Here is a 27,000-nt window from a genome sequence, read left to right as displayed (position 1 = left end):
CTTCTTGTGCGGAGGCCTCGGGAAGACATCTGCTCATGTTGAGATTTTCTCAACACGTCGTTACGGTGGCTGACCATGCAGCAGCACGAGGTGGCCGCACGGGTCCGGCAGGTGATCGACGCGGCGGGTGTCAGCGCGCGCGAGTTCGCGCGGCGGATCGTCATCGATCCGTCGAAGCTGTCCCGGTCCCTGAACGGGACACGCCGTTTCACCGCCGCCGAACTGGCCCGGATCGCGGACATCGGCGGCGTCGACGTCGGCTGGCTGCTCGGCTCGGTGTCAGGTGCGGCAACGGGCCCGGACACGGCGGACCGCGCGTGGTCCGGCGCGGCAGCGAGCGCGGACACGGCCTCCGGTGCGGCGGCGACGTCCCCGCCCGGACGCTCTCCGTCACTCCCCCGCCCGCAGGCGCCCTCGCCGGAAGGCGGCAGACCTCTGCAGATCGTGCGCGAAACCGTCCGGCTCATCGCCGAGCGCGGATTCCACGCGGTCCGGGTCGCGGACATCGCCGCGGCCTGCCACACCAGCACGGCGGCGATCCACTACCACTTCCCCGGCCGTGACGAACTGCTCGAAGCAGCGGTCCGCTGGTGCATGGACGAGGACACCCGTCGCCGTGCCGACGCCACGGCCGGTACGCGTCACGCCGGGGACGAACTCCGCCTGCTGATCGAGCTCCAGACGCCCCGCACCGAGCAGCAGCGGCGGCAGTGGTCCGTCTGGCTCGACCTGTGGGCCGAGGCCGCCCGGTCCACCACGGTCGGGCGGCTCCACGTGGAGTACTACCGGCAGTGGCGGGAAACGGTCGCCGACGTGATCCGGCGCGGCGTCGAGCAGGGGGTGTTCCGCCCGGTCGACGCGGACGGCGCGGCCCTCGCCCTCACCGCGCTGATCGACGGGCTGGCGTCCCAGGTCCTGGCCACCGGGCCCGGCGAACCGGACAGCGGCGCTCCCGGCCGCGGCACCCCGGACAGCGGCCTGCCCGGCCGGGACCTTCCGGGCACCGGCGCACAGGTCATGCACGACACGCTGATCGCCCATGTGGACGCCTGCCTGACCGCCACCACGGCCTGCTGACACCCGCGCACCGAACACCCGAACCCCCACAGCCCGCAGATTTCCAGCCCAGCCGACTCCCCCACAGGAGAAGTTTCCGCATGCCCGTGAACCAAGACGTCATCATCACCTGCGCCCTCACCGGCGCGGGCGACACCGTCGGCCGCAGCCCCCACGTCCCGGTGACGCCCGAGCAGATCGCCGCCTCCGCCGTCGAGGCCGCCGGGGCCGGGGCGGCCGTGGTCCACATCCACGTCCGTGAGCCGGAGACCGGCGCCCCTTCCCGCGACCCCCGGCTCTACCGGGAGGTCGTCGAGCGGATCCGGGAGACCGGCACCGACGTCGTCATCAACCTGACCGCCGGAATGGGCGGGGACCTGGTCATCGACCCGGCGGCCCCGCTCCGGCAGCTGCCGGGCACCGACCTGGTCAGCGGGCTCGACCGGCTGCCGCACGTGGAGGAGCTGCTGCCGGACATCTGCACCCTCGACTGCGGCTCGCTGAACTTCGGCGACGGCAGCAACCTCTACGTCTCCACCCCCGACATGCTGCGCACCGGCGCGAAGCGCATCCAGGAACTCGGCGTCAGGCCCGAGCTGGAGATCTTCGACACCGGGCAGCTGTGGTTCGCCAAGCAGCTCCTCGCCGAGGGCCTGCTCGACGATCCCACGGTCTTCCAGCTCTGCATGGGCATCCCGTGGGGCGCGCCCGCCGACCCGGGCGTCCTCCAGGCGATGGTCACCATGCTCCCGCCGAACGCCCGGTGGGCGAGCTTCGCCCTCGGCCGGATGCAGATGCCCTGGGTCGCCCAGTCGATCCTGCTCGGCGGACACGTGCGGGTCGGCCTGGAGGACAACCTCTATCTGGGCAAGGGCGTCAAGGCCACCAACGGCCAGCTGGTGGAGCGGGCCGTGCGGATCACCGAATCCCTGGGCTCCCGGGTCGCCACACCCGACGAGGCCCGCGAGCAGCTCGGCCTGCGTCCGCGTGCCTGACACCTCAAGGCCCCGAACCCCTTCCCCCCTCACCGTTCCCCCGGAGTGTCGCCCGTGACCGTCATCCCCTCCCCCGCATCGTCCCCCGGCCCCCTCTCCCTCTGTGCCCCCGAGGACGTACGCCGTGTCGCGTGCGTCGGGGCCGGGGTGATCGGCGGCGGCTGGGCCGCCCACTTCCTCGCCCGGGGTTACGACGTCACCGCCTGGGACCCGGCCCCCGACGCGGCTGTCCGGCTGCGCCGGCTCGTCGCCGCGGCCTGGCCCGCGCTGGAGCGGATCGGCCTGGCCGACGGTGCCTCGCAGGACCGGCTGACCGTCACCGCGACGCTCGAAGAGGCGGTGGCCGAAGCCCAGTTCGTCCAGGAGAGCGCGCCCGAGCAGCTCGACCTCAAGCGCGATCTGCTGGCCCGCCTCGACGCCGCCGCACCTGCCGACACGGTGATCGCCTCGTCGACCTCCGGTTATCCGATGACGGACATGCAGACCGGGGCCGCCGGTCCCGGGCGGCTCGTCGTCGGGCACCCCTTCAACCCGCCCTACCTCATCCCCCTGGTGGAGGTCGTCGGCGGTGAACGGACCGACCCCGCCGCGGTCACGTGGGCCGCACGTTTCTACGAGGTCGCGGGCAAGTCCGTGATCACCATGGACCGCGAGGTGCCCGGCTTCATCGCCAACCGGCTCCAGGAGGCCCTGTGGCGCGAGGCGCTGCACATGGTCGCCAACGGCGAGGCGACGGTGGCGGAGATCGACGCGTCGATCACCGAGGGGCCGGGGCTCCGCTGGGCCGTGATGGGCCCGATGCTCACCTTCGCGCTCGCGGGCGGCGAGGGCGGGATGGCCCACATGCTCGACCACTTCGGCCCGTCCCTGAAATCTCCCTGGACCCGGCTGGAGGCACCCGAACTGGACCGGGCCCTCTACGAGGCGGTGGTGGCCGGCTGCGACGAGGCCGCTGACGGCCGGAGCATCGCGGACCTGGTCGCCGAACGCGACCGGGGCGTCATCGACATCCTGCGGGCGACGGGCCGCCTGCCCCGTTCCGCCGAGGAGGCGACCCGATGAGCGAGCGGCACACGCACGAGGAGACGGCCCCGACCGGGCCGGCGGCCGTACCCGAACAGGTCACCGAGGCGGAGCAGACCGGCGTACCCGAGCAGATCGCCGTGCCTGCGGAGGACGGCGCATCGCTCCCGCTGTTCCACCGGACCGTACGGCCCGAGTGGATCGACTACAACGGCCATATGAGCGAGGCGTTCTACGTCCTGGTCTTCGGGTACGCCACCGATGCGATGATGATCGAGACGGGTCTGCACGCCGGATACCGCGAGAGCACCGGCTGCTCGCTCCACACCGTCGAGTCGCATCTGCGCTATCTGCGCGAAGTGGCCTCGGGAGCCCATCTCGCCGTCCGCACCCGGATGCTGGGCGTGGACGCGAAGAAGGCGCGCTTCTGCCACGAGCTGTACGTGGTCGGCGCCCCCGACGACGTACCGGAGCCGGAGGCCGCCCCGGTGGCGACGACCGAGCTGCTGGCGCTCCATGTGGACCAACGGGCCGGCCGCACCACGCCGTTCCCGGACTCCGTGCGGGAACGGCTGGCCTCGCTCGTCGAGCCCGCACCCGCATGGGCGGGTCGTTCGATCGCCGTGGTCCCGGCGGTCGGCTGATCCCGCACGCCTCGGCCGTCCGTCCGGCACGGGGGGGGTGCGGCACCCGGTGGCGGCGCGCGGGCCCGGTCACCGTGCCGGGCGGGCTCCGGCCAGGACGGCGCCGTGCACGGCGCGGGCGATGCGCGCACCCCAGAGGGAGCGGGGGCCGGCGAAGGATGCGCCGCCGTCGGCCCCAGGCTCCGGCGCGGCCACGCACACGGCGTCGGTCGGAGTGCCCGAACAGTCGAGGCCGGCGTCCAGGAGCGCCTGGACCTTGGCCTCGGTGGCGGTGGCGACGGCGTTGACGAGGGCGGCGTCGGAGAGCGCGGCGGGCAGGGTGACGACGATGTTGATCGTGCCGGGCCGGAACGGAACCGCCGCGGCGGTTCCGGAGCGCTCCGGGGCCGCCACGGGCCCCAGCGGTGCGGCGTCGGGGGCCGCCGCCCAGCCCCGCACACCGAGGCCCGCCGTCACGGTCGCCGTGACGCCGGCGTCCTCGGCGGTCGTGTACGCGGCGACGTCGGCCGCGGTCATCAGCCCGGCCCCCGGGCCCGTGAGCCCTTCCGCCGCCGCGATCTCGGCGAGGTGGCGGTCCGGGTCGAGGCGGGGGTATCCGCCGGGGACCTGGGCGTTGAGGATCCAGGACCGGGTGCCGATGCCGCCTCCGAGGACCGCGCTGCTGCACAGCCGCACGCCCGGCCCCAGCCGCCACAGAAGGTGATGGAGGCGGTGCCCGTCCTCGCGCCGGTCGCGCAGTTCGCCGCGTTGCGCGGGCAGCCCGGGGCGTACGGAGGACATGGCGCACCCCTGGTGGCTCGGCGGTTCGGCGGGTGGTCCGCCCTGCGGCCGCCATGGTCCGCCGATCCTATGCGAGCCGCGGCTGCTCACCCGATTGGCCTAACGCTGTCCGCAGGGGGCCGGTGCCGCCGCACGGGGCCAAGGCCCCGCACCGGGCTTCCGGCAGCCGCGATCGGGGTGGGCGGGCGGTTGCAGCGTCCATGCGGGTGAGGCGCGATGGAAGCCGGACGCGCCACCTCCGGTGGAGCCAGCCACAGGGCGTGCCCGGGAGGAGGAATCGGTTATGGGAGCCGCTGACGGTTTCACGGATTCCGGGGAACTCGACGGTCTGACCGTGTACGACAACGACGGCGAGAAGGTCGGCAGCGTGGGCCGGGTGTACGTCGACGACGACACCGGCAAGCCCGACTGGATCACGGTCAAGACCGGCATGTTCGGAATGAAGGAGAGCTTCGTCCCGCTCGCCGGAGCCCGTCGAGTGGGCTCCGACCTGCACGTCGCCCATCCCAAGGAGAGCGTCAAGGACGCACCCCGGGTGGACGCGGACGCGCACCTCTCCGTGGCCGAGGAGGAGGAGCTGTACCGGCACTACGGCCTGAGCAGGAAGTCCGGCAGCCCCGGTGAGAACCGTCCGGCCGGCATGGACGCGCCGACCGTCGCCGGAACCGGGGCGATGGGCGCGGCGGGTGCCGCGGGCACGGCCCAGGGCACCGCTGCGCCCCCCGGCGCCAAGGCCACCGGGAAGGCGACCACGGCCGGGACCAGCGCCGGAACAGCCGGCGCGGCGACGACAGGAGCTGCGGGCATGGCAGGAGCAGGCAGCGGTACGGGCAGGCACCGCGACACGGACGCCTCCACCACGGCACGCCCGCTCGCGGGCGCCGGTGCGGGCACGTCCCGGGCGGCCGACATGAGCGGCAAGGACGAGATGATCCGCTCCGAGGAGCAGCTGCACGTCGGCAAGGAGGAGTACGAGAGCGGCAGGGCGCGGCTGCACAAGTACGTGGTGACCGAGGAGGTCACCCGGACCGTGCCGGTCTCCCACGAAGAGGTACGGGTGGTGCGCGAACCGCTCCGGCCCGGCGAGAAGACCACCGGGACCACGGACTTCGGCGAGCAGGACGTCGAGGTCACGCTGCACGCGGAGCGCGCCACCGTACGCAAGGAGGCCGTGCCGGTGGAGCGGGTCCGGCTGGAGACCAACCGGGTCACCGAGCAGAAGGAGGTCTCCGCCGAGGTGCGCAAGGAGAGGATCGACTACGCGGACGGCAAGGACATGGGCCCCGGCAAGGACGCCGGCGGGGAGTTCGGCCAGGGGCGACGCCGCTGACCTTCACGACCCCAGGTGGCCGGAAGGCCGCTCCCACGTCCTCGGCCGCCGGGCGGGCCCGTTCCACGGGTCCGCCCGGCGGGCTGTTCCGCGTCGTATCGCGGCGGGCTGTTCCGCGTCGTTCGCGGGGGTGACGAGGATGCCGGTCGGACCGGGCCGGTGCCGGCCTCCTCCGTCCGGCGGGAACGGTCCGCAGGGCCGGTGCGGCGCGGGATCGACCCGCCGTACCGGCCGCGCGGATTCGGCCACCGGACGTCTACGGGGCCTGAAGGGCGATCACCGCGTTCTGCCCGCCGAAGCCGAAGGAGTGACTGACGGCCCGCCGTACGGGGACCTCGCGCGGCGTTTTGGTGACGCAGTCGACGGCGAACCCGGGCTCGGGGGCGTCCAGGTTCGCGATCGGCGGGATCACCCCGTGCTGGAGCGTGAGGATCGTCAGGCCCGCCTCGATGGCCCCGGCGGCCCCCATGCAGTGGCCCAGTACGCCCTTGGGTGCGGTGACGGGCGGCCGGTGCGGGTAGGCCCGGCCGATGAGGGCGGCTTCGGTGGCGTCACCCTGGGGGGTAGACGTGCCGTGCGCGTTGACGTGGTCGACGTCCTCGGCCCGCCAGCCCGCGTCGCGCAGCGCGGCGTCGACGGCCGCCCGCGCGACCTCTCCGGAGGGGTGCGGGCTGGTGGGGTGGTGGGCGTCGGTGGTGGCCCCGGTTCCCGCGATCAGCGCTCGGAGTGCGGCTCCTCGGGCGCGGGCCTCCTCGGCCCGCTCCAGGACCATGATCGCCGCACCCTCTCCCATGACGATCCCGGCCCGGTCGGCGGCGAAGGGGCGGCAGAGGCGGGCGGGGTCGCCGTCCCGCGGTGCCGCCGCGCCGGAGCGGGCGAAGCCGGTCATGGCGACGGGGAACACGATCGACTCGGTGGCCCCGGCGATGGCGATGTCGCACTGGCCCAGGGTCAGCATGTCCCGGGCCACCGACAGCGCGGTCACCCCGGACGAGCAGGCCGTGCACGGGGCCAGGCTGGGTCCGGTGGCCTTCATCGCAATGGCGATCTCGGCCGCGGGCATGTTCGGGATGGTCAGCAGGATGCCCGACGGCGAGGTGGCCTCGGGGCCCCGTCGCTCCAGGGCGACGGCCTGTTCGGTGAGTCCGGCGGATCCTCCGCTGCTGGTGCCGACCACGACGGCGACCCGGGCTCCGTCCCAGTGCGCCGGGTCGAGACCGGCGTCGGCGACCGCCTCCCGGGCGGCCAGGAGGGCGAACTTCACGTACCGGCCCATCCGGAACGCGGACCGGCCGCCGACCGCTTCGTCGAGGTCGATCCCGGAGACCGTACAGGCGAAGTCGACCGCGCAGCCTCGCAGTTCGGGGACGGTGCGGGCGGGTGAGACGCCGGCGCGGACTCCGTCCCAGGTGGTGTCGGTGGTGTGGCCGACCGGGGTGATCATCCCCAGTCCTGTCACGGCGATGGCGGGTCGCTTCATCGGGTGTTGCTCACCGGCACCGTCGCCTCGGCCGCGGCGCCGCCGACGGCCTCGTCGATGTACGCGGAGATGTCGGCCAGCGTGGCGTCCTTGTAGAGCTTCTCGGAGTCGGCGTCGACGCCCAGTGTCTCCTTGATGATGACGGCGAACTCGGCGACCGCCAGAGAGTCCATCTCCAGGCTGTCCATGGTGGATTCGGGCAGGACCTCGTGGGCGGGCACCTTGAACGTCCCGGTCAGCACCTCGGTGATCTTGGGGTGAATGGTCTTCATGACGGTTCCTCTCGTCGGGTTCATCGAGTTCGTCCCAGCGGCGGGGACAGAACGGTGTCGCCCACCGCTCGAAATAACTGGATGACAATCTTCCGGTTACGCCTTCCGGCGAACCGATTCATCTACGCTCACCTGCGGCTTCTCGAACCATCGGGAGAGCACCGATGTGGTTCCCCAGTACGCCAGGAGGACCCCTCGGGTGCCGAGGGCCGCGACCTTCTCGCGCAGCGGGCGCCTCCTGCTGCCGCAGACGGGCTGCCGGAAATCCGCCGCGCGGCCCCGGATCCCCGTCCTGCGGCTCCGGTGCCAGGGCCCCTCCGGGTCGTCGTAGACGTCCGCGTACCGGGGTCCGGCGATCGGCCAGTCCGACATCAGCCGCTCGGGCAGGGCGAAGGTCGCCACCAGTGCGGGGGTGTGCGCTGCGACGACGGCGGTCGCCTCGTCCACCGCGTCGGGCAGCAGGGTGACCTGATCGGCGGACAGCCGTCCGGAGGCGAGCAGGTCACCGCTGTTGCGGACGATCCACCGGAGAGCGAAGAGCCGGCGCAGCTCGGCCAGCCGGTCGCGCGCGTCCCCCTCGGGCAGGGCGGCGACGGCCTCGGCGTACGCTTCCTCCGCCTGCCGGCAGGCGTACGCCTCGACGCCGCGCAGTGCGGCCGACGACGCGGCGTTCCAGCGGCCCAGCGGGTCGCCGGGCGGTGCGGCGCTCATCCGTGCGCGGGCGCGGGCGAACCAGAGGTCCTCGACGGCCGCGAAGAGCCGCCCGAGGAAGGCGGGGTCGTCCAGGTCGCCGGGTCCGTCCTGCTCGGCCGCGCCCCGGTCGGTGGCGCTGAAGAGCATCTCGGCGGCGGCCTTGGCGTGCACGGCGAGGTTGTCGCCCTCGGCGGTGATCGCGCCCTCGATGCCGGTGACCAGCTCGGTCATGCCGTTGTTCTCCAGCAGCCCCTGGGCACCGCACCGTTCGCGGCATTCGACGATGACGTCGCGAGCCTGCCAGGTGATCCACCCCTTGGCGACGGCGACCAGGCGTTCGGCCTCGTCCCGGTCGGCCCCGGAGGCCGACTCCCAGCCGTCCAGGGCCCTGCGGTGCAGCAGGCTCATCGCGTAGACGGTGGCCATCGCTCCGGCCAGCGGGCCGTGGTGGGTGCGGTGCGCGTACACCGGGATCCGCCGGGCGGCGCGCGATCCGGAGATCATCCGGTGGCCGGCGTACCGGACGGCGATGGCCAGGGTGACCCGGGCGGAGCCGACCGCGCAGGCGCTCATGGAGAGCTTGCCGGGGGTGACGCGGCCGATGGAGGCGAGGAACCGCCTTCTGCGGTTGGGGACTTCACTGTGGAACCGGCCGTCGTCGCCGATCCGCCCCTGCTGTCCGGCCAGGAGCGCATCGCGCGGGACGAAGCAGCGGTCGAAGGAGGTCAGGCAGTGGTCGACCGGAGAGCCCATCCGGGCCGGCAGCCGCCGCACCCGGACACCGGGCAGGGAGCGGTGGGCGTCGGTGAGCGGGGTGAGGAAGAGGAAGACCCCGTGGTCGGCGCCGTCGGCGAGCAACCGGGCCGCCACCACACCGGACTTGGGGCCGCCGGCGGGGCTGGTGTTGGGCATGAACTTCTGCGCCCCGGCGTGCGGGGTGTGCAGGACGAAGCCGTCGCGTTCGCGGTCGTACGTTGCGGTCGTCTCGATGGCCGCCGCGTCGTTGCCGTGCGCCACCTCCGTACAGAGGAAGGTGCCCACGCGCCGCAGGGCGAGGAAGTCCGACAGGTCGCGCCGGGTGTCCGCGTCGTGGTCGAGGAGGCTGCCGAGGAAGAGGTTGTAGTGGATGCCCGCCACGGTGGTCAGGGCCGGGTCGACGGGACCGAGCCATTCATGGAGGGCGCTCAGCGCCCGGGGGTCGGCGGCCAGCCGGGCGCCGCTGTCGAGGGCGTTGTTCAGGATGCGCAGCCGGTGGTAGGAGAGCGCCAGCCGTTCGTCGGGGGTGCCGCCACCGGGACGGCGAAACGGTTCTGTTGTCAGCAGGCGGCGCCAGAAGCCGTGCTCCTGGCGGAAGTTCGGCCCGAAGAGCACAGCGGTCAGCAGGTCGTTCGTGGACGGCGAGGCCGCGTCGTTCGAGGTTACGGTCACGACAAGGTAACGATCAAGGAACGGCGAGGACACCCTCGCCGTCCCGAAATACCCCCGTTCGTCAAGCGCGTTGGAAGGCCAGCGCGACGTTGTGGCCGCCGAAGCCGAAGGAGTGGCTCAGAGCTGTCTCGACCCGCTGGTGACGGGGCTCCTTCGTCACGCAGTCGAGGGGGAAGGCGTCGGGGAGTGCGTCCAGGTTGGCGATCGGCGGCACGGCGGAACGTTCCAGCGTCAGGACGGTCGCCACGGCCTCGATCGCGCCCGCCGCCGCCAGGGTGTGTCCGGTGACTCCCTTGGGCGCGGTGACCGACGGCCGGTGCGGGAAGAGCCGGGAGACGAGGGTGGTCTCCATGGCGTCGTTGAGGGGGGTGGAGGTGCCGTGGGCGTTGATGTGGTCCACGTCCCCCGGTGTCCAGCCCGCCTGGTCGAGCGCCGCCCGCACGGCCCGCTGGGCTCCGAGTCCGTCGGGGGCCGGGGCGGTGGGGTGGTGGGCGTCGGTGCTGGCGCCGGCCCCGGTGAGCAGGGCGCGCGTCCGGCCGCCCCGGGCCCGTACCCCCTCTTCGCGCTCCAGGACGAGCATGGCGGCGCCCTCACCGATGACGAAGCCGTCCCGGTCGGCGGCGAACGGGCGGGAGGCGGCGGCCGGTTCGCCGGTGCGGGTGGACAGCGCGCCCATCCGGGCGAACGCGGTGACCACCAGCGGGGTCAGCACCGACTCCGCGCCGCCCGCGACCACCACGTCGCAGCTTCCCCCGAGCAGCAGATCGCGGGCGACGGCGACGGCCGTGGCCCCGGAGGCACAGGCGGTGGCGGGGGCGAGGCTCGGGCCGCCCGCCTTGAGTGCGATGGCGACCTCGCCGGCCGCCGCGTTGGGGATCATCATCGGCACGAGGAGCGGAGAGACCGCCTCGGGGCCCGAAGCCGCCAGCCTGGCCGCGTTGTCGACGAGTACGGAGACGCCGCCGACACCCACGCCGAGCACCACGCCGACCCGGGTACCGTCCCACCGGGCCGGGTCGAGGCCGGCGTCGGCGACGGCCTGCCGGGCGGCCACCAGCGCGAGCTTCACGAACCGGGCCATCCGCCACACCGACCGGCCGCCCACCGCCGCGTCCAGGTCGATGCCGTCGACCGGACAGGCGAAGTCGACCGGCAGGCCAGCGAGTTCCTCGATCCGCCGGGCGGTGGACCGCCCGGAGCACAGCCCCTCCCAGAAGCTGTGCTCGTCCGCCCCTGCGGGTGTCACGAGGCCGACCCCCGTCACCGCGACGGCGGTGCCGGCCCGGGCCTCGGTGCCCTGATCAGCGGGGAGCGACATGCTGTGTTCCTTCCCTAGAGTCCATGCACGTGGTCTGCGGGGTCCCGGGCCAGCGGAGTGCCGCCGAACCCCAGGTCAGTCCGCCCCCGAAGGCGGTGAGCAGCACCCGGTCGCCGGGGTGCAGGCGTCCTTCGTCCGCCGCGTCGGCCAGGGCCAGCGGGATGGAGGCGGCGCCGGTGTTGCCGACCCGCTCCAGATGGGTCGCGCAGCGCTGCGGCGCGATGCCGACCCGCTCGGCGACCGCGCGCAGGATCCGGGCGTTCGCCTGGTGCGGTACGAAGCGGTCGACGTCGGCCGGGTCCCAGCCGACCCGGTCCAGGAGCGTCCGGCAGGAGCCGGTCATCCGCTCCACGGCGTGCTGGTAGACGGTGCCGCCCTGCATCCGGAAGAACGCGTCGGCCGGGCCCGGCGGCTTCCCGCCCGCCCGCGCGCGGGACCCGCCGCCGGGGACGGTGATCAGATCGTAGCCCGTACCGTCGCTGCCCAGGTCGAAGGCCAGCAGCTCCCCCGGATCGCCGTGGCGTCCGGCCGCCACCAGGGCGGCGCCGGCCCCGTCGCCGAAGACGACGCCCGCCGAACGGTCGGCGGGGTCGAGCCAGGTCGAGTAGACGTCGGCCCCGACGAGGAGGATCCGGCCGTAGAGGCCCGAGCTGACCAGACCGTGGCAGACGGCGAGTCCGTAGACGAACCCGCTGCACACGGCGGCGATGTCCAGCGCCGGTACGGTCCCGAGCCCCAGCCGGGCCGTGAGCGCGGGGGCGGTGCCGGGACAGAGGTGGTCGGGAGTGGCGGTGGCGAGGACCACCGCGTCCACCCCGCCCGCCGCCTGAGGGCGGGCCAGCAGCCGGGAGGCCGCCTCGAACGCGAGGTCGCCGGTGGCGACGCCCGGTCCGGCCCGGTGCCGGCCGCCGATGCCGGTGCGGCGGCGTACCCAGGCGTCGTCCACGCCCCAGTCGGCGGGCAGCCGTTCGTTGCCGACCGGCTCACCCGGCACCCAGCCCGCAACGTCCCGCAGCACCGCCGTGCGCGCACCGGCCGCTAAGACGCCCGCCCGCGCCCCCGGCTCCGTCCCGCTGCCGGCCGCCCGTCTCCTCGCCACCCGTCGCCCCGATCCCGTTGTCGTACTGCATCGGGTTGACGAACGGCGGAACGTCTCACGAGGGTGCGTTCGACTGAGCCGAACGGGTCATGACGTGGCGTCAGTTGACGTCGAGCGCCGTGCGGAGCTCGTTCGGAGCGGGCGGATTGGCCCCGGCGCGGGCGACGGTGACGGCGGCGGAGGCGACCGCGTGGCGCAGGACGTCGGCGACGGCGTCCCGGTCCACGGCGTGCAGCCGCTCCCGGGCGTCGGGGCCCAAGAGCCCGTGCACGGCGAGGGCATGGAGGGTCCCCGACATGAACGCGTCGCCCGCGCCGACGGTGTCGGCGACCTCGACCGCCGGGGCCCCGAGGGTGATCCGGCCGCCGGGGAACAGGGCGAACGCCCCCGCCTCGCCCCGGGTGACGAGAACGAGTGCGGGTCCGGCGGCGAGCCACCGTCCGGCGATCCGCTCCGGCTCCTCACCCGGATGCAGCCACCGCAGATCCTCGTCGCTGGCCTTGACCACGTCGCTCAGCGCGACACAGCGTTCGACACGGGCCACGGCCCCGCTGCGCTCGCCCATCAACTGGGGCCGGACGTTGGGGTCGTAGCTGACGGTGGCCGCTCCCCGCAGCGATTCGACGGCGGCCAGGACCGTCGCGGCCCCGGGGTCGACAACGGCCGCGACGGAGCCGGTGTGCACGTGCCCCGGCACCCGGTCGAGCGGGACCGGGTCCAGGGTCCAGCCGATGTCGAAGGCGTACGTGGCGTGCCCCCGGCCGTCCAGGGTGACGACGGCCGACGGGGTCGGCGCGGTGGCGTCGTCGGTGCGGACCTCGACCCCGGCGGCGGTCAGACGGTCCCGGATGAGCCGTCCGTGGCCGTCGGCGCCCAACTGGGTGAGCAGAGTGGGGTGATGGCCGAGCCTGGCCAAACCGTACGCGACGTTCGCGGGGCTGCCGCCCGGGTGGACCCGGTCGCCCTGGTCCGGCAGCCGGACGATGTCGGCGACGCATTCGCCGATGACCAGCGGGGCGAGTCGGTCGAGCATGGGGATGGATCTCCTGGGTGGCCGGTGCGGGGTGGTGCCGTGTGGCGGCGGCTGCCGCTGGGGGACGGCGGTCCGGGGTTCGGGGACGGTCGTGGCCCGGAGGGCGGTCGCTCGCTCCGATGCGTTGTCCGCACTCTGCCCGCGTCGTGCGAATTCCGCAAAGAACGCTGTCCGCCCGGGGGCGGGGCACGCCACTCCCACGACGCGGTGCTCAGGGCGCCGCGTCTGCCGTGACCGGCCCGGCGTCCGGGAGCCCGGGGGCATCCGGGCGGGGCGGCGCTTCCGGGAGCCTCGCCGCCGGGGCGGTCCGGCGGACCCAGAGCAGCGCGCCGGCCAGCACGGCGGTGGCGGCCAGCAGCCAGGGGAGCGGCCCCGGGGGCAGGACGCCCGCGCCCAGTCCGGCGCCGGCCGCGACCAGTTGCAGGGAGAGCGACTGGACGGACAGGGCGGTGGCGCGGCCGGAGGCGTCGACCCGGCGGTGCAGCAGATCGTTCTCGTTGGGGCCCGCGGCTCCGAGGCCCAGGTAGACGAGCCCGTAGCCGGTGACGGCGACCGTCGTGGCGAGGGGGCTCATCGAGTGCGCGGTGAGGCCGAGCAGGGCCAGCCCCAGTGCCATCAGCCCGAGGCTCGCGAGCACCGCGCGCTCGCTGCTTCCGGTGATCCGGGCGACGAGCGGGGCGAGTTGACTGCCGAGGGCGGAGAGCAGGAATCCGGCACAGGCGAGATGGGCGAAGACCAGGGCTCCGGATTCGGCGGTGCCCATGAGGGCGGCGGCCCGGCCCGGGGTGAGCAGTTCGAGGGCGGCGAGGGCGGCCCCGGCGGCACTCGCGGTCAGCAGGATGCGCCGGATCAGGGCGTCCCGGGCGCCGAGCCGGAGTCCGTCGGTGATGGCGGCGGGCACACCGCCCGCGACCCGGCGCAGCGTGGTCCGGGGCCGGGGCGGTTCGGGCAGGGCGCCCAGCACGTAGAGCACGAAGGCGCCTGCGACCAGGGCGCCGAGCAGGGCGGGCACGGAGAGCGGGATGACCAGGCCGCCGGTCGCACCGGCCGGCCACTCCCCCACGCCCGGGGCGAGGCCGAGCAGCCAGGGCAGCCCGCCGCCGATCAGGGTGCCGAGCGCGAGAGCGGCCGAGGTGGCGGAGCTGCCGCGCGCCAGGCCGGTACGCAGATCGGCGTCGGGGCCGGCGTGGGCGTGGACGGTGTCGACGTACCAGGCCTCGGCGGGCCCGCTGGACAGGGCGCGGGCGAGGCCCATCAGGCCCATGCCGAGCGCGATGGCCCAGCCTGCCGCGCCGAGGCCGATGAGGGTGAAGGCGGTGAGGTTGAGCAGGCCGGCGAGGGCGAGGACGGGGCGCCGTCCGATGACGTCGGAGAGACCGCCGGTGGGCAGCTCCATCGCGGCGGCCGTGAGGGAGTGCACGGCGTAGAAGGCGGCGATGGCCGCGAGGCCCATGCCGCGTTCGGTGAAGAGGAGAACGCCTGTCGCGATGGACATGCCGATGGGGAGCCAGAAGAGGAAGGAGACCGTGGCGTAGCGGCGGCGCGCGGTCCCGCCGTCCAGGCCGCCGAGGGCGACGGGGGCCGGACCGCCGGTCGTTTCGCCGGTCATGAGGCGTCCGCGGCGCCGGTCGCGTCCGTCACGCCGGGGCCGGCGGAGGCGTCCGTCCGCTGATCCGCCACCGGGTCCGGGGCCAGCGCGAGCCCGGCGGTGAAGAGCACGACCTGCTCGGCACGGGGGTCCTCCGCGTCACGGGCGGTCAGCTCGGCCGTCTTCGCCCGGAACGCCTCCCACAGCTCGGCGAGCGATTCGGGGGTCAGCCGGGGCATGGCGTCGCTGACACCGGACGGCTCCTGCCAGTCCCGGCTCAGCCGGCCGCTCTCCAGGTCGGCCTCGTGCCGCTCCAGCGACCGCTGGAGGTGCTCGATCTGACGGCGGTGCAGGACGCCGAGGATCGTGCTGCCGCCGGGAGTGCGGCGCATCGCCTCGTTGCTCCACGAGGTCATGTCGTGCACGGACTTCCAGCGCCGTTCCCGGCTGTCGCGGTGGTCGGCCTCGGCGACGAACGCGTACTTGGCGAGGACACGCAGGTGGTAGCTGGTGGCGGCGGAGGATTCCCCCGTCCTGGCCGCGAGCTCGCTGGCGGTGGCCGGGCCGTGCTGCCGCAGCAGTCCGAGCAGGGTGAGGCGCAGGGGGTGGGTGAGGGCTTTGAGGGCGGCCCCGTCCTGTGCCGGGTCGAGTACGCGACGCCTGTCTTCGCTGTCCATGGCGGCAGCGTAGGACGGCGGGAGCACTTTCCCCAATAGTTTTTGCAGAATTTTTTTGGGGAAGTGGGGCGTCGCAGGCGTCAGACGTCCTCCCGGGCCCCTGTCCGCCGCGCCCGCAGCACCTCCATCACATCCCGGCACCAGTCACGGTTGGCGCGCTCGAAGTCCCGCCCCCGGCGACAGGTGAGATACGGGCCGATGCGCGACGCGCCGCGGAGCAGGAACTCCGCCTCGTCCAGCCCCCCGCGCATCCTGCGCAACTGCTCCTCGAAGAGCGCGGCCTTGGCCTCGGCGAACGCGTACCGCTCGGTCAGCCGCTCGATCAGCACGGCGGCGTCGAGATGGTCGGCCGCCTGGACCTGGACCAGCAGATCCTCCCGGAGGAAGGCGGGCTTGGCGGCGGCGGACGCGAAGCTCTCCAATTCGGCCAGCCCCTCCCCGGTGACGCGGAACAGCCGCTTGTTGGGGCGCCCCTCCTGGACGACCTCGCGTCCGGCGACCCTGCCCTCCCTCTCCAGCTTCGCCAGCTCCGCGTAGACCTGCTGCGGCAGGGCGTGCCAGAAGTTCGCGACGCCCGCCGCGAAGGCCTTCGTCACCTGATAGCCGCTCAGCTCCTCGTCGAGCAGCGCCGCCAGCACCGCGTGGCGCAACGCCATCGGACCGCCTCCCTCTCGGCACGACCGGGACGGACCCCCGCCCCGCCCCTGTCCGGAACACCGGCACCCATGATAGTCATGCATCTGACTAGTCACTTTCATGACTATGAGGAGGGCACATGACCACCGCAGTGGACCGCTTCCGCGCCGCCGTCGACAACCGCGACCTCGGCGCCCTGGACGATCTGTTCACCGAGGACATCCGGCTCTACAGCCCGGTGAAGTTCACCCCGTTCGAGGGCAGGCCGGCGGTGCTGGGGCTCTTCGGCGTCCTGCTGCGCACTTTCGAGGACTTCCGCTACGTCGGCGAGTTCGCGGGCGCCGCGCAGACGAGCGCCGACGGGACCGAGGCCCCGTCGGCGGTCCTGCTCTTCCGGGCGACGGTCGGAGGCAAGGAGATCCACGGCATCGACCTGCTGCACCTGGCCGAGGACGGCCGCATCAAGGAGTTCACCGTGATGGTCCGCCCGGCCTCGGCGGTCCAGGCCCTGGGCGAGGCGGTCCTCGCCGGGCTGGTCGCCGACGGCCTCGCCCCTGCCCCGTAGAACCCGGGAACACCTCGCCGAAGCCGGGACTCAGCCCGCCCGCACCGCCTCCAGGGCGTCCGCGACCAGGCCCAGGAAGCGGGCGTGGTCGCGGGGGCCGTAGAGGGGTTCGGGGTTCCAGGGGACGGCGGGTATCGAGGCGCCCCCACTCCCCCGCAACTCCTCCAGGGGCGCGGCGTGGGCGCGGATGTCGGTCAGGATCACTTCGGGGCGCAGCGCGAAGGCGCCGGAGCGGTCGAGCGTGGACCAGTTGGCACCCGGGCCCTCGGCGGGCTCGATGAGCCGGACGCCGAGTTCGGCGAGAACCCGCAGTTCGGGCCACATCCCGGGGCGCGCGACATGCGCCTGGTCCGGGCCCGCCGGGGAGAGGGCGAGCACCCGGGGCCCGCCGCCCGGCGTGGCTGCGGCGACGGCACGCAGCCGCTCCCGGGCGGCGTCGAGGTCGTGCTCCGCGCCCGGCCGCCCGGGGGCGCCGAGCGACCGGGCCAGTTCGGCGAACCGCTCACCGATCTCACCGAACGTGCGGGCCTGGCTGACGTCGAGGACGACCACGGGCACCCGCTCCTCCAGGGGCTTGGCCGTCTCGGGGGCCAGCCCGTAGACCTGGCCGTCGCCGTAGCTCACGGCCACCACGAGGTCCGGCTCGGCGCGCATGAGCCGCTCGACGTCCAGGGCACTGCCCGCACCCACGTACTCGACGGAGTCGAGCGGCAGGGTCCCGGTCTTGGCCGTGTCGGGGCCGGGTCCGTCGTGGCCGGAGCCGAAGATGCCCACCGGCCGGACTCCGAGGCCCCACAGGGTCGCCCCGGCCTGGACGTAGGCCAGCACCCGCGCGGGCGGCCGGGACGCCGTCGACTGCCGGCCCCGGTCGTCGGAGAACCGCCATCCGCTCTGTTCCGTCACGTCACACACGCCCTTCTGCCGCCGACTGCCGTTCCGTTCGTGCGAGTTCGCACACGTGTACCTGCCCACCTCCTCGCCGCCGCACCCCTCCGACCGGCGGAGAACCGGCCGCCCGGCCAGGCGGCACAACAGGCGCGCACCATCACCGGGTGTTAGAAGTGAGTAACTTTCAGCTATCGGGCGGCGCCCCGCCGGCCCCTCCGGACGGAGTCGACTCCCATGCGCGCCCATCTCGCGAAGGCGGTCCTGGCCGCCGGCATCGCCGCGTCGCTCTGCGCGGCCGCGGCGGACGCACCGGCCACCGCCACCACGGCAGGCCCTGCGGCGGAATCCGCGGGGACGGCATCGTGTCCCGTGGTCGACGTCCTGGTGCTCTACACGCCGAAGGCCGCGCGGCGGGTCGGCGGCGCGCACCGGGTGCCCGCCTCGGCCCAGCGCATCGCCACCCGGATGAACCGGTCCCTGGCGGGTGGCGGGCTCTGCGGTGTCATCCGTGTCGTCCACCCGCGGACGGTCACCGGCTACGAGGGGCCGGAGGAGTTCCGTGCCGCGCACGCCCTCCTCAAGGACCACGCGTCGGCGGGGATCGGACGCCGGGCGCACGAAGAGCGGGCCCGGTACGGAGCCGATCTGGTCACGCTGGTCGTGGACCGGCCGGAGCGGGGCGGCGGAACGGCGGACTACACGCCCGCACTGGACAGCTCCACGGACGAGTACGCCTACGCGGTCGTCGACGTCGACGGGATCGACCTGGACTCGGCGAGCCACGAGATCGGACACAACCTCGGCCTCGCCCACGACCGCAGGACGCTGGCGGGCAACCCGGACGGCTCGATGAGCGTGAGCCGGAACCGCCCGTACAACACCGGCTGGATCACCCGGGACGGCACCCGGTACACGATCATGGCGTACCGCTCCGCGTGCGGCAGCCACTGCCGCCGCGTCAGCCGGTTCTCCAGCGCGACGGGGACATGGCAGGGGCAACGGCTGGGCGACGCGGACAGTGACGGCGTCCGGGTGCTGCGCGAGACCATGCCGATCGTCGCCGGGTACCGCACCAAGGGGTGAGCCGGGCGAGGCCCCCGGCCCGCTTCACTCCGCGGCCGTCGCCGACCTGTCGGCGTCCGCGCCGGAGCCGCTGCCGGATCCCTCGGTCTTCTCCGCGCCCGTGCCGGGGACCCGCCCCGGTGCGGACCGCCGCAGCTCGACGTTGAACTGGGCTCCGGACAGCAGTGAGAGGTTGGCGAACCAGATCCAGATCAGGAAGACGACGAGCCCCGCGAGCGATCCGTACAGCCTGCTGTAGCTGCCGATCCGGGTCGCGTACAGGGCGAACAGCGCCGAGACGGTGAGCCAGCAGAACGCGGCGAGTATCCCTCCGGGCAGCCCTCGGCGGACCCCCCGCGCGGAGCGGGGTCCGGTGCTGAAGAGGACCATGATCAGACAGGCGACGAGAAGGACCAGCAGCGGCCACTTCAGCACCGCCCAGAGCGTCTCCCCCTCGTGCGGCAGGCCGATGCGACGGCCGAGCCAGCGGGCCAGCGGCCCGGTCATCACGAGGACGAAGGCGCTGGTCATCAGCAGGAGGAGCAGGCCGATCGCCGAGACGACGATGAGGTGCGCCTGGCGCAGGGGCGGGCGGTTGTCCCGGACGCCGTGCATGGCGTGCATCGCGCGGCGGAAGACCGCGAGGTAGCTGCACGCGGACCAGACGGCACTCACCGACCCGGTCGCGACGAGCAGCCAGACGGCGGAGCGCCGCTCGGTCGCCGCCTCCAGCGGCCTGCGCAGCGCCTCCCCGGACTCGGCGGGCGCGAACGCCGTGATGTCGGAGATCAGGGCGCTGGTCGCGTCGGGGTTGGCGAGGCCGATCACGGACACGGTGACCAGGAGCGCCGGGAGCAGGGCGAGGATGGCGTAGTACGTCAGGGCGGCGGCCCAGTCGGTGATGTCGTCGTTCCACAGCGAGACCGGGGTGCGGCGCAGAGCGGTGAGCCAGGAGTGGTGCGGTGCGGCACGCCCTTCGGCGGGGGCGGCGCTGTCCGCGGCGGAGGCGGTCTCGGTGGGCAAGCTGGTGCTCCGGGGACGTGGGTGGCTGTGGTGACGGGGGTGGCCCGCTCGTTCCCGGACGGACCTGCCCCGCTCGATCCTCTCCTGCCACGTCGCGGCCGGGCCATACCTGCCGAGGTGTCCCGGCGACCGCCGGCCGGTCAGTCGTTGACGGCGGTGAGGAGGACGACCGCGTCGCTGAGCGCCAGCAGCCCGTGCCGTTCCCTCGGGATCGGGTGCAGGGCTCCGGCGGACAGTTCCGTGTCGCCGGAGCCGGCGGTGAGGCGGACGCTGCCGCGCAGGACGAGGAGCGAGGCGGCGGGCGGCGCGTTGTGCTCGTCGAGTGCGGTCCCCTCCGTGAGGGCGATCACCGTCTGCCGCAAGGGGGGCTGCTGGAGCACGAGGTGGGCGCTGCGGCCGTGTGCGGAGGCGCGGGCGGCGGTCAGGTGGTCCTCGGCGAGGGCGTTGATGTCGTCCATGTGCCCCACTGTGCCGCAGCCGCACGCGCTCCGCGATCCTGGTGTGCCCCGACGACGGCGGACGGACCGGCGGTCCGGGCCCGGCGGGGCGCCTGCGCGGTGGACCCCCGGACCACCAGCTCCGGCTCGAACAGCAGCTCGTCCGGCGGGAGCGCTCCGCCCTGGATGCCCGCGCAGAGCAGTTCGACGGCGGCGCGCCCCATGGCCTCGATGGGCTGGCGGATGGTGGTGAGCGGGGGTTCGGTGCAGTTCATGAACGCCGAGTCGTCGTAGCCGACGACGGAGATGTCGGACGGAACGCCGAGGCCGCGCCGGCGAGCCGCGCGGACGGCGCCGAGCGCCAGGGGGTCGCTGGCGCAGATGATGCCGGTGACGTCCCGCTCCAGCAGCCGGGAGGCCGCCGCCTGGCCGCCCTCCAGGGAGAACATCGACCGTTCGACGTGTGCTTCGGTCAGCTCACCGCCGGTGGCCGACGCGACGGCCCGGGCCGAGGCGAGTTTCCGGCGGGAGGGCACATGGTCCGAGGGGCCCATCACCACACCGATGCGCTGGTGGCCGAGGGAGGCCAGGTGGCGCCAGGCCCGCTCGATCGCGACGGCGTCGTCGCAGGAGACGCACGGGAAGTCCAGTCCTTCTATGGGAGCGTTGATCAGCACGACGGGGATGCGGCGCTCGGCGAGCCGGTGGTAGTGCTCGTGGGCCTCGTCGGCCTGGGCGAACAGCCCGCCGGCGAAGACCACCCCGGAGACCTGCTGCTGGAGCAGGAGGTCCACGTAGTCCGCCTCGGAGACCCCGCCCTTGGTCTGGGTGCACAGCACGGGGGTGAGCCCCTGCTGGGCGAGGGCGCCGCCGATCACCTCGGCGAAGGCGGGGAAGATCGGGTTCTGCAGTTCGGGCAGGACGAGGCCGACGAGCCGGGCGCGCTCGCCGCGCAGCTGGGTGGGGCGCTCGTAGCCGAGGACGTCCAGCGCCGTCAGCACGGACTGCCGGGTGGCCCGGGACACCCCGGGCTTGCCGTTCAGCACCCGGCTCACCGTGGCCTCGCTGACCCCGACCTTCTTGGCAACCTGAGCAAGTCGTCGCGTCATGCCGCAAGGTTAGCGCAAGTTGCGCAAACAATTGACTTATCAATGCAAAGACTGCACGCACAGGGGGTGCTTCCCAGCCACTGGGAAGCACCCCCTTGCGATCACTCCGCCGCCCCTCTTCTCGCCTACGGGTTGATGTTGATCCTGAAGCCGGGTGTCGTGTTCTTGACGTCCTGAGCGTTGTCGCTGAACTTCAGCCCGTTGAAGGTGACTTCACCGACGGCCGGGCCCTGCCCCGCCTCCGGCATCTCGTTGGCCCACAGGCCGAAGCCGGACTTGGCGTCGAACGCGTCACCGCTCTTGCGCGCCCCCGAGATGGAGATGTCGCTGAGCACGGTGTCCTTGATCGGGAACTGCGGCTGTCCCCCGACATAGTTCGTCTGGAACATGATCCCGCTGTACGTGGGGTCGACGATGTCCACGTTGTTGATGCGGATGCCCTGGAACACCTTCGACGCCGAGAAGAGCCAGATACCGGGGAACGTCTGCGATCCCCAGAAGTGACCGCCCGCGCGCACGATCGAGACGTTCTCGATCGTCGTCGGTCCGGTCCCGAATCCGTTCATCGGATAGCCGAAGTCCAGCGAGCTGACCGTGATCCCGGAGTACACCAGGGTGTCGGCGATGTGGATGTTGCGGAAGGTGTTGTCGTACCCGCCGTAGACGGCGACGCCCGCCGCACGCCAGGTGAGGATCGAGGTCAGGTTCTCGTAGACGTTGTTCTTCATGTCGGCTCCCCCGGCGTCGATCGCCGAGAAGAGCGCGAAGCTGTCGTCACCGGTGGCCCGCGCCTCGTTGTTGGTCACGAGGTTGTCGGTCGACCCGTTGGTCATGTTGACGCCGTCGGCGAACATGTTGCGGATACGGGAGTTCTTGATGGTGACGTTGTCGGTGTTGGCGCCCCAGTAGAGGCACACCATGTGCTCGTTCCAGATGTTGTCGATCACGATGTCCGAGACGTTCGAGAAGTCGAAGACCTTGCCGGGCCCGTCGATCCGTGATGTGTAGTTGCCGAAGTACGCGAAGTTCGCGAACGACGACCCCTTGGCACTGGCTTCGGCCCGGAAGCCGACATCGGTGTTGTCCTGCGTGGCCGGGGCGTTGAACCGGGTGTACCAGGGCCCCGCCCCGACGACCTTCACGGCCTTGCCGTAGACCTGGAATTTGCCGGCCGTGCTGTACTCCCCCGCCGGGAGGTAGACGCCCACCAGGGTGCCGGTGGTGTCCATGCGGACCTTGTCCAGGGCGTTCTGGACGTCCTGGTGGGTGAAGCCGGCAGGCACGGTGTACGTCGCGGGGTTCGGGTTGGCGACCGGGGCGACCTGCTCCAGGCTGACGAAGTCGATCGCGTACGTGGAGGTGTTGGCGCTGTCCTTCTGGAGCCGGATCTTCGACCCTGCCGGGACGGTCCTGCCCAGCATCATGTTCGCCTCGTCGTAGATGTGGCGGGGCGCCCCGGAGCCCGGGGAGTTGCCGGGAGCGGTCTCGTTCCCGTACAGCCAGGCGTACTTCGAGGTGAGGTCGATCGCCTTGAGGAAGACGCCGTCGACGTAGACGTTCAGCGTGGAGTCGATGCCGCCGCCGCCCGGGGCGTCCGGGACGGAGAACCGGGTGACCAGGGTGTTGGTGGCGGCCCTGGTGGTGAACTCGACGTAGTTCCCGGTGTTGTTGAGGGTGACGGCCTTGCGACCGGAGGCCTCGCCCGCGATGTCGCCGACGGTCCGGTTCGGGCCGACGACCCGGGCGCCGCCGCCGGTCGTGCCGTCCTCCGCCTCGTACATGTCGTACGGCATGTCGGCGCCGCGTCCGACGAAGAGGGCCTGGGTGGCGGTGTTGTTCTCGCGCTTGACCGGGAGCTCGTTGGCGTCGGCCGCGATCACGGTCCGTACGGTGTACGAGCCGTTGGCCGCGGTCCAGGTGCCCAGCGGGACGGGTGCGGTCGTGGCGCCCGCCGCGATGGCCCCGTCGTGGGCGCCGGTGAGGGTCTTCACCGTGGCGCCCTTACTGTCGACGAGGGTCAGCGTGATGCCGTGCGCGCCGCCCGCCGAGGCCACCGTGCCCTGGTTCTTCAGGGCGACGGAGAAGGTGACCGTGTCGCCCGCCGACGCGGCCGACGGCGAGGTGGTGACCGCGGCGGCCACCAGGTCGGAGCTGGAGACCGGCTTCACGACCAGGGGGGAGGCGCTGGTGTAGGTGTTGTCGGTCTCGTTCTCCTCGATGATCTCGTCCGCCGGGTCGGCGACCGCGCTCAGTTCGTAACTGCCCGCGTTCCGCGCCCCGATGGAGGCGCTGACCTGGGTGGAGGCGCCCGACGCGAGGGCGCCGGCCGAGGCGGTGGCGACCTTGGTGGAGCCGAGCCGCAGCTCGACCTTGCTCGCCGGAGCGGCGAGCGCTCCGGAGTTGCGGACCGTCGCGGTCAGGGTGATCTCGTCCGTCTCGACCGGGGTGGCGGGCGCGGCGGTGATGCCGGTGACCTGGAGGTCGGGGTTGGCCGCCGGGGCGCCCAGGACCTGGAACTCGGCGACCTGGCCGGCGCCCGCGCCGCTGTTGGCGGTGAACCTCAGCCGGACGTCCGCGACGCGGGCGGAGACCGGGATGGTCACCGTGTTGCCGGACGCGGGGCTGAAGGCGTAGTCCTTCGCGGCGGACAGGGAGTTGAAGGAGGAGGAGCTCTGCTCCCGGCCGAGTACCTCGATGCGCTGGGTGCGCGGCCCCCAGCTGCTGTCGGGGTTGAGCTTGACGACGACGCTCTCGGTGTCGGCGTTGGAGCCGAGCCGCACGGTGAGCGTGTTGGGGTAACTGCCTCCCGCGCCCTCCCAGTAGGTGGAGGTGCTGTTGTCGTTGGCGTTCGCGGCGACGTAGGTGTGGACCACGGAGGAGGCCGTGATCGGCTTGTTCACGGCGAGGTTGGACACGGAGCCGCTCTGCCCGTTGCGGGTGACGGTGTTGCTGTCCCCGGAGACGTTGCCCGCCGCGTCCTTGGCCCGTACGAAGTAGCTGACCGTGGTGGACGCCGACGGGGTGTCGGTGTAGGTCAGCACATCGCCCGCGACGCTGCCGCGCAGCACGTTGTTGGCGTAGATGTCGTAGCCGGTCACGCCCTTGTTGTCGGTGGACGCCTGCCAGGTCAGCTTCACCGGACCGCCGGCCGGTTCGGTGAACGCCAGGGCTGCGGGGGCGGTGGGGGCCTGGGTGTCGCCGCTGTCGCCGTCACGGGTGACGGTGTTGCTGTCGGCCGAGACGTTGCCCGCCGCGTCCTTGGCGCGGACGAAGTAGCTGACGCTCTGCCCGGCCGGACGGGTGTCGGTGTACGTGGTGACGTCACCGCTCACGCTGGTGAGCAGCGTGTTGTTCGCGTAGACGTCGTAGCCCGTGACGCCCGTGTCGTCCGTCGAGGCCTTCCAGGTGAGCCGGATCTGGCCGGTGGCGGGCTCCGTGAAGGCGAGGTTCTTCGGCGCGGTCGGGGCCTGCGTGTCCCCGGTGGTGGGCCCGTAGATCTCCAGCTCCGCCAACTGGGCAGCTTGTGCACCGGTGTTGGCGGTGAACAGGACACGGACGTACCGGGTGGTCGCGGCGTCGAAGCTGATCGTCGCCGACTGTCCGCCCGCCGCGTCGAAGCGGTAGGCCTTGGACGCGGTCAGGTCGGTGAAGTCCGTGCCGTTGGCGCTGCCCTGGAGCTTCAGGGTCTGGCTGCGTGCCGCCCAGCCGTCGGGCAGTCGCAGCACCACCCGGTCCACACCCAGCGACGCGCCCAGGTCGGCCTGGATCCACTGCGGGAACTGGTCGTTCCTGCTCGCCCAGTGGCTGTCGCGGTTGCCGTCGTTGGCGTTGGCCGGGATCTGTGAGCCGTTGCTGCTGCTGGCGGTGAGGGTCTTTCCCCTGGCGAGGTCGGGCGAGGAGTCCCCGGCGCCCCGGACTTCCAGTTCGGAGAGCTGGGCGGCCGGCCAGCCGGTGTTGGCGGTGATGTCGACGCGCACGAAGCGGGTCAGGGTGGCCGGGAACGCGATGGTGACCTCGTTCGCGGCGCCGGGGGCGAAGGTGTACGTCGCGGAGTTCTTCAGGGTCGCGAAGCTGGTGCCGTCCGCGCTGCCCTGGAGGGACAGCGTCTGGGTGCGGGCCTCCCAGCCCGCAGGGAGGGTCAGCGTCACCTCGTCGACCCGGGTGCCCGCGCCCAGGTCGGTCTGGATCCACTGGGGCATCCCGCCTCCGGCGCTCTCCCAGTACGTCGACCGGTTGCCGTCGGTGATGTTGGCCGCGCCGTACTCGGCGTGGGCGCTGCTCGCGGCCGCGGCCCGGCCCGCGGCGAGGTTGGGGCCGTCGGCCGCCGCGGCGGCGAACGACGGCACACCGATCATCAGAAGACTGGTCGTGATGACGGCGGATATCGCTCGCCATCTCCAGCGTTGGGCTCTCATAGCTCCCCGATCTTCGGCCTCGGCGCAGGGCGCGCCGAGGGCGCGGCTCTGTGACCGCAGCCAGGGAACACGAGTTTCTGCGTATGCTGCGGCCTGTTTTGCGTTGTGTCGTCAGAGAGTTGCAGAGAAATGAGAGAGCGTCCACCGTTACGGCAACAGCCGGGCGGCCTGTCCGGTCCCGTCGCGGGGAGCCGGACGGGCCGCCCGGCCGATCGTCAGAGGCCGCCGGTGTACAGCAGCCGGTCGGGCGAGCCCTGGCCGAGACCGAGGAGCACGCCGGGGGTGGCCGTGTCCGTCAGCCATCGCGCGACGGCGGCGGGCGAGGCCGAGGGGTTCTCCTCCTTGTAGAGCGCGGCGACGCCCGCGACGTGGGGGCTGGCCATGGAGGTGCCGTTCAGCGAGACGGTGCCGCCGCCGAGCCGGGCGGAGACGATGTCGGCCCCGGGGGCGTACAGCGCGAGGCAGGAGCCCCAGTTGCTGAAGGAGGTCTCCCGGTCCTGCCGGTCGCTCGCTCCGACCGTGACCACGCCGTCGGCGGCGGCCGGGGAGACGTCGCAGGCGTCGCGGTCGTCGTTCCCGGCGGCCACGACGGGCAGCACGCCGGCGTCGGCGACGGCCTCGACCGCCGCGTCGACGGCGGTGGAACGCGCCCCGCCCAGCGAGGCGTTCAGCACGCCGGGGGCCTTGGTGCGCTCGGCGTCCTTGGCGACCCAGTCGAACCCGGCGAGGATGCCGGCCCAGGTGCCCCGGCCCTGGCAGTTCAGGACGCGTACGTTCACCAGCGAGGCGTCCTCGGCTACGCCGGAGGTCGCACCGCCCGCGGTACCGGCGACATGGGTGCCGTGTCCGTTGCAGTCCATGCCGTCGCGGCCGTCCCCGACGGCGTCGTACCCCTGGACGACCCGGCCGCCGAACTCGCTGTGCGCGGCGTCGATGCCGGTGTCGACGACGTACACCTTGACGCCGTCGCCGGTGGCCGTGGTCGTGAAGGCGTCGTCCAGCGGCAGGGTGCGCTGGTCGATGCGGTCGGTGCCCCAGCCGGCCGCGGGAGCCCCGAAGAGGCTTCCCGCCCTGGGGGCCTCCACAGCGACCTCGGCGTTCTCCTCGACGGCGAGGACACCGGGAACGGTCCGTACCGCGGCGAGTTCGGCGGCGGTGAGCGTGGCGGCGAAGCCGTGCAGGACGTTCGCGTAGCGGAACATCGGGCTGAGCCCGAGCTCCCGCAGGACGGCGTCCGGCGAGAGCTCGGGCTCCAGAGTGACGATGTACTGCCCGGGTACGGCCCGGGTGGACTGCTCCACCACGACCCCTTCCGGGCCGCTGTCGGCCGAGGCCGGGGCGGGGGTGGCGACCATCGGGGCGATCAGCAGCAGGGCGGCCGCGGCCCATCGGGCGGGCAGGCGCATGCGTTCTCCTCGGGATGGGGATCCGATCGCGGAGCGAGTGCAT

At 73.1% G+C, this 27,000-nt stretch carries 23 protein-coding genes; 7 read left to right on the top strand and 16 right to left on the bottom strand.

All coding sequences use genetic code 11. From position 1 onward, the window contains the following. The first annotated feature begins 75 nt into the window (after positions 1-75). The 4 genes from KME66_RS32100 (at position 76) to KME66_RS32085 (ending at position 3,718) form a co-directional block, all read left to right on the top strand. Entirely contained in the window at positions 76-1,077 is a 1,002-nt protein-coding gene (locus KME66_RS32100; protein ID WP_216328527.1) for a TetR family transcriptional regulator C-terminal domain-containing protein, read from the top strand. 80 nt (positions 1,078-1,157) lie between these two features. Beyond that, the gene (locus tag KME66_RS32095) at positions 1,158-2,051 is read left to right on the top strand and encodes a 3-keto-5-aminohexanoate cleavage protein (protein WP_178379064.1); all 894 of its coding nucleotides are present in this window, start codon (positions 1,158-1,160) and stop codon (positions 2,049-2,051) included. A 54-nt stretch (positions 2,052-2,105) separates the two neighbouring features. Continuing rightward, positions 2,106-3,113 carry a 3-hydroxyacyl-CoA dehydrogenase NAD-binding domain-containing protein gene (locus tag KME66_RS32090; RefSeq protein WP_216328525.1) on the top strand — a complete coding sequence of 336 codons (1,008 nt, stop codon included), beginning with the start codon at positions 2,106-2,108 and terminating at the stop codon, positions 3,111-3,113. Next, positions 3,110-3,718: a thioesterase family protein gene (locus KME66_RS32085; RefSeq protein ID WP_216328523.1), complete on the top strand. Its 609-nt coding sequence runs from the start codon at positions 3,110-3,112 to the stop codon at positions 3,716-3,718. Before KME66_RS32090 ends, KME66_RS32085 begins: the two co-directional genes overlap by 4 nt. A 69-nt stretch (positions 3,719-3,787) precedes the next feature. On the opposite strand, the gene KME66_RS32080 is transcribed toward KME66_RS32085, so the two are convergent. Beyond that, positions 3,788-4,498: an adenosylcobinamide amidohydrolase gene (locus tag KME66_RS32080; RefSeq protein WP_253208533.1), complete on the bottom strand. Its 711-nt coding sequence runs from the start codon at positions 4,496-4,498 to the stop codon at positions 3,788-3,790. Between the two features lie 283 nt (positions 4,499-4,781). On the opposite strand from KME66_RS32080, the gene KME66_RS32075 reads away from it, so the two are divergent. Beyond that, positions 4,782-5,828, top strand: coding sequence for a PRC and DUF2382 domain-containing protein (locus tag KME66_RS32075; protein ID WP_073224083.1), 1,047 nt, complete (start codon positions 4,782-4,784; stop codon positions 5,826-5,828). Positions 5,829-6,084: 256 nt separating this feature from the next. On the opposite strand, the gene KME66_RS32070 is transcribed toward KME66_RS32075, so the two are convergent. From KME66_RS32070 to KME66_RS32030, 9 genes are all read right to left on the bottom strand, one after another. Next, a complete protein-coding gene (locus KME66_RS32070) occupies positions 6,085-7,308 on the bottom strand; it encodes a beta-ketoacyl synthase (RefSeq protein ID WP_216328521.1) in 1,224 nt (407 codons plus the stop codon). Further along, complete coding sequence (locus KME66_RS32065; protein WP_073224085.1) at positions 7,305-7,580, bottom strand: acyl carrier protein; 276 nt, start codon at positions 7,578-7,580, stop codon at positions 7,305-7,307. The genes KME66_RS32070 and KME66_RS32065 overlap by 4 nt, the downstream gene beginning before the upstream one ends. Before the next feature lie 96 nt (positions 7,581-7,676). Then, the gene (locus KME66_RS32060) at positions 7,677-9,701 is read right to left on the bottom strand and encodes an acyl-CoA dehydrogenase (protein WP_216328519.1); all 2,025 of its coding nucleotides are present in this window, start codon (positions 9,699-9,701) and stop codon (positions 7,677-7,679) included. A gap of 61 nt (positions 9,702-9,762) precedes the next feature. Next, complete coding sequence (locus KME66_RS32055; RefSeq protein ID WP_216328517.1) at positions 9,763-11,019, bottom strand: beta-ketoacyl synthase; 1,257 nt, start codon at positions 11,017-11,019, stop codon at positions 9,763-9,765. Further along, positions 11,003-12,037 carry a beta-ketoacyl-ACP synthase 3 gene (locus KME66_RS32050; protein ID WP_216328516.1) on the bottom strand — a complete coding sequence of 345 codons (1,035 nt, stop codon included), beginning with the start codon at positions 12,035-12,037 and terminating at the stop codon, positions 11,003-11,005. Before KME66_RS32050 ends, KME66_RS32055 begins: the two co-directional genes overlap by 17 nt. Positions 12,038-12,218: 181 nt before the next feature. Beyond that, a complete protein-coding gene (locus KME66_RS32045) occupies positions 12,219-13,151 on the bottom strand; it encodes a carbohydrate kinase (RefSeq protein WP_216328513.1) in 933 nt (310 codons plus the stop codon). 211 nt (positions 13,152-13,362) lie between these two features. Further along, positions 13,363-14,760, bottom strand: a complete 1,398-nt coding sequence (locus tag KME66_RS32040; protein WP_216328512.1) for an MFS transporter — start codon at positions 14,758-14,760, stop codon at positions 13,363-13,365. Beyond that, complete coding sequence (locus tag KME66_RS32035; protein WP_216328510.1) at positions 14,757-15,416, bottom strand: winged helix-turn-helix domain-containing protein; 660 nt, start codon at positions 15,414-15,416, stop codon at positions 14,757-14,759. Before KME66_RS32035 ends, KME66_RS32040 begins: the two co-directional genes overlap by 4 nt. Before the next feature lie 80 nt (positions 15,417-15,496). Further along, positions 15,497-16,072 (bottom strand): PadR family transcriptional regulator, encoded by a 576-nt coding sequence (locus tag KME66_RS32030; RefSeq protein ID WP_216328507.1) that lies wholly within the window; start codon positions 16,070-16,072, stop codon positions 15,497-15,499. A 119-nt stretch (positions 16,073-16,191) separates the two neighbouring features. Here KME66_RS32030 and KME66_RS32025 point away from each other — a divergent pair, with 119 nt between their 5' ends. Continuing rightward, positions 16,192-16,617, top strand: coding sequence for a nuclear transport factor 2 family protein (locus KME66_RS32025; RefSeq protein WP_073224093.1), 426 nt, complete (start codon positions 16,192-16,194; stop codon positions 16,615-16,617). A 30-nt stretch (positions 16,618-16,647) separates the two neighbouring features. Here the strand turns inward: KME66_RS32025 and KME66_RS32020 are convergent, their stop codons facing one another. Continuing rightward, positions 16,648-17,520 (bottom strand): ABC transporter substrate-binding protein, encoded by an 873-nt coding sequence (locus KME66_RS32020; protein WP_216328505.1) that lies wholly within the window; start codon positions 17,518-17,520, stop codon positions 16,648-16,650. A gap of 219 nt (positions 17,521-17,739) precedes the next feature. On the opposite strand from KME66_RS32020, the gene KME66_RS32015 reads away from it, so the two are divergent. Continuing rightward, a complete protein-coding gene (locus KME66_RS32015; protein ID WP_216328503.1) occupies positions 17,740-18,588 on the top strand; it encodes a M12 family metallo-peptidase in 849 nt (282 codons plus the stop codon). A 24-nt stretch (positions 18,589-18,612) separates the two neighbouring features. Here KME66_RS32015 and KME66_RS32010 read toward each other — a convergent pair whose 3' ends face one another. The 5 genes from KME66_RS32010 to KME66_RS31990 all read right to left on the bottom strand — a co-directional run bounded on the left by KME66_RS32010 (position 18,613) and on the right by KME66_RS31990 (position 26,957). Next, positions 18,613-19,590, bottom strand: a complete 978-nt coding sequence (locus KME66_RS32010) for a YihY/virulence factor BrkB family protein (protein WP_253208532.1) — start codon at positions 19,588-19,590, stop codon at positions 18,613-18,615. A 140-nt stretch (positions 19,591-19,730) separates the two neighbouring features. Beyond that, positions 19,731-20,048, bottom strand: coding sequence for a cupin (locus KME66_RS32005; RefSeq protein ID WP_216328501.1), 318 nt, complete (start codon positions 20,046-20,048; stop codon positions 19,731-19,733). Further along, a complete protein-coding gene (locus tag KME66_RS32000) occupies positions 20,012-21,136 on the bottom strand; it encodes a LacI family DNA-binding transcriptional regulator (protein ID WP_253208531.1) in 1,125 nt (374 codons plus the stop codon). Before KME66_RS32000 ends, KME66_RS32005 begins: the two co-directional genes overlap by 37 nt. A 125-nt stretch (positions 21,137-21,261) precedes the next feature. After that, positions 21,262-25,551: a discoidin domain-containing protein gene (locus tag KME66_RS31995; protein ID WP_216328500.1), complete on the bottom strand. Its 4,290-nt coding sequence runs from the start codon at positions 25,549-25,551 to the stop codon at positions 21,262-21,264. Positions 25,552-25,766: 215 nt separating this feature from the next. Then, positions 25,767-26,957, bottom strand: coding sequence for a S8 family peptidase (locus KME66_RS31990; protein ID WP_073224099.1), 1,191 nt, complete (start codon positions 26,955-26,957; stop codon positions 25,767-25,769). Positions 26,958-27,000: the final 43 nt, after the last annotated feature.

The organism is Streptomyces sp. YPW6 (assembly GCF_018866325.1).
In the GTDB taxonomy this organism is placed as follows: Bacteria; Actinomycetota; Actinomycetes; order Streptomycetales; family Streptomycetaceae; genus Streptomyces.
The sequence above is the reverse complement of the archived record's forward strand: the minus strand, read 5'-3'. Positions and strand labels throughout refer to the sequence as shown.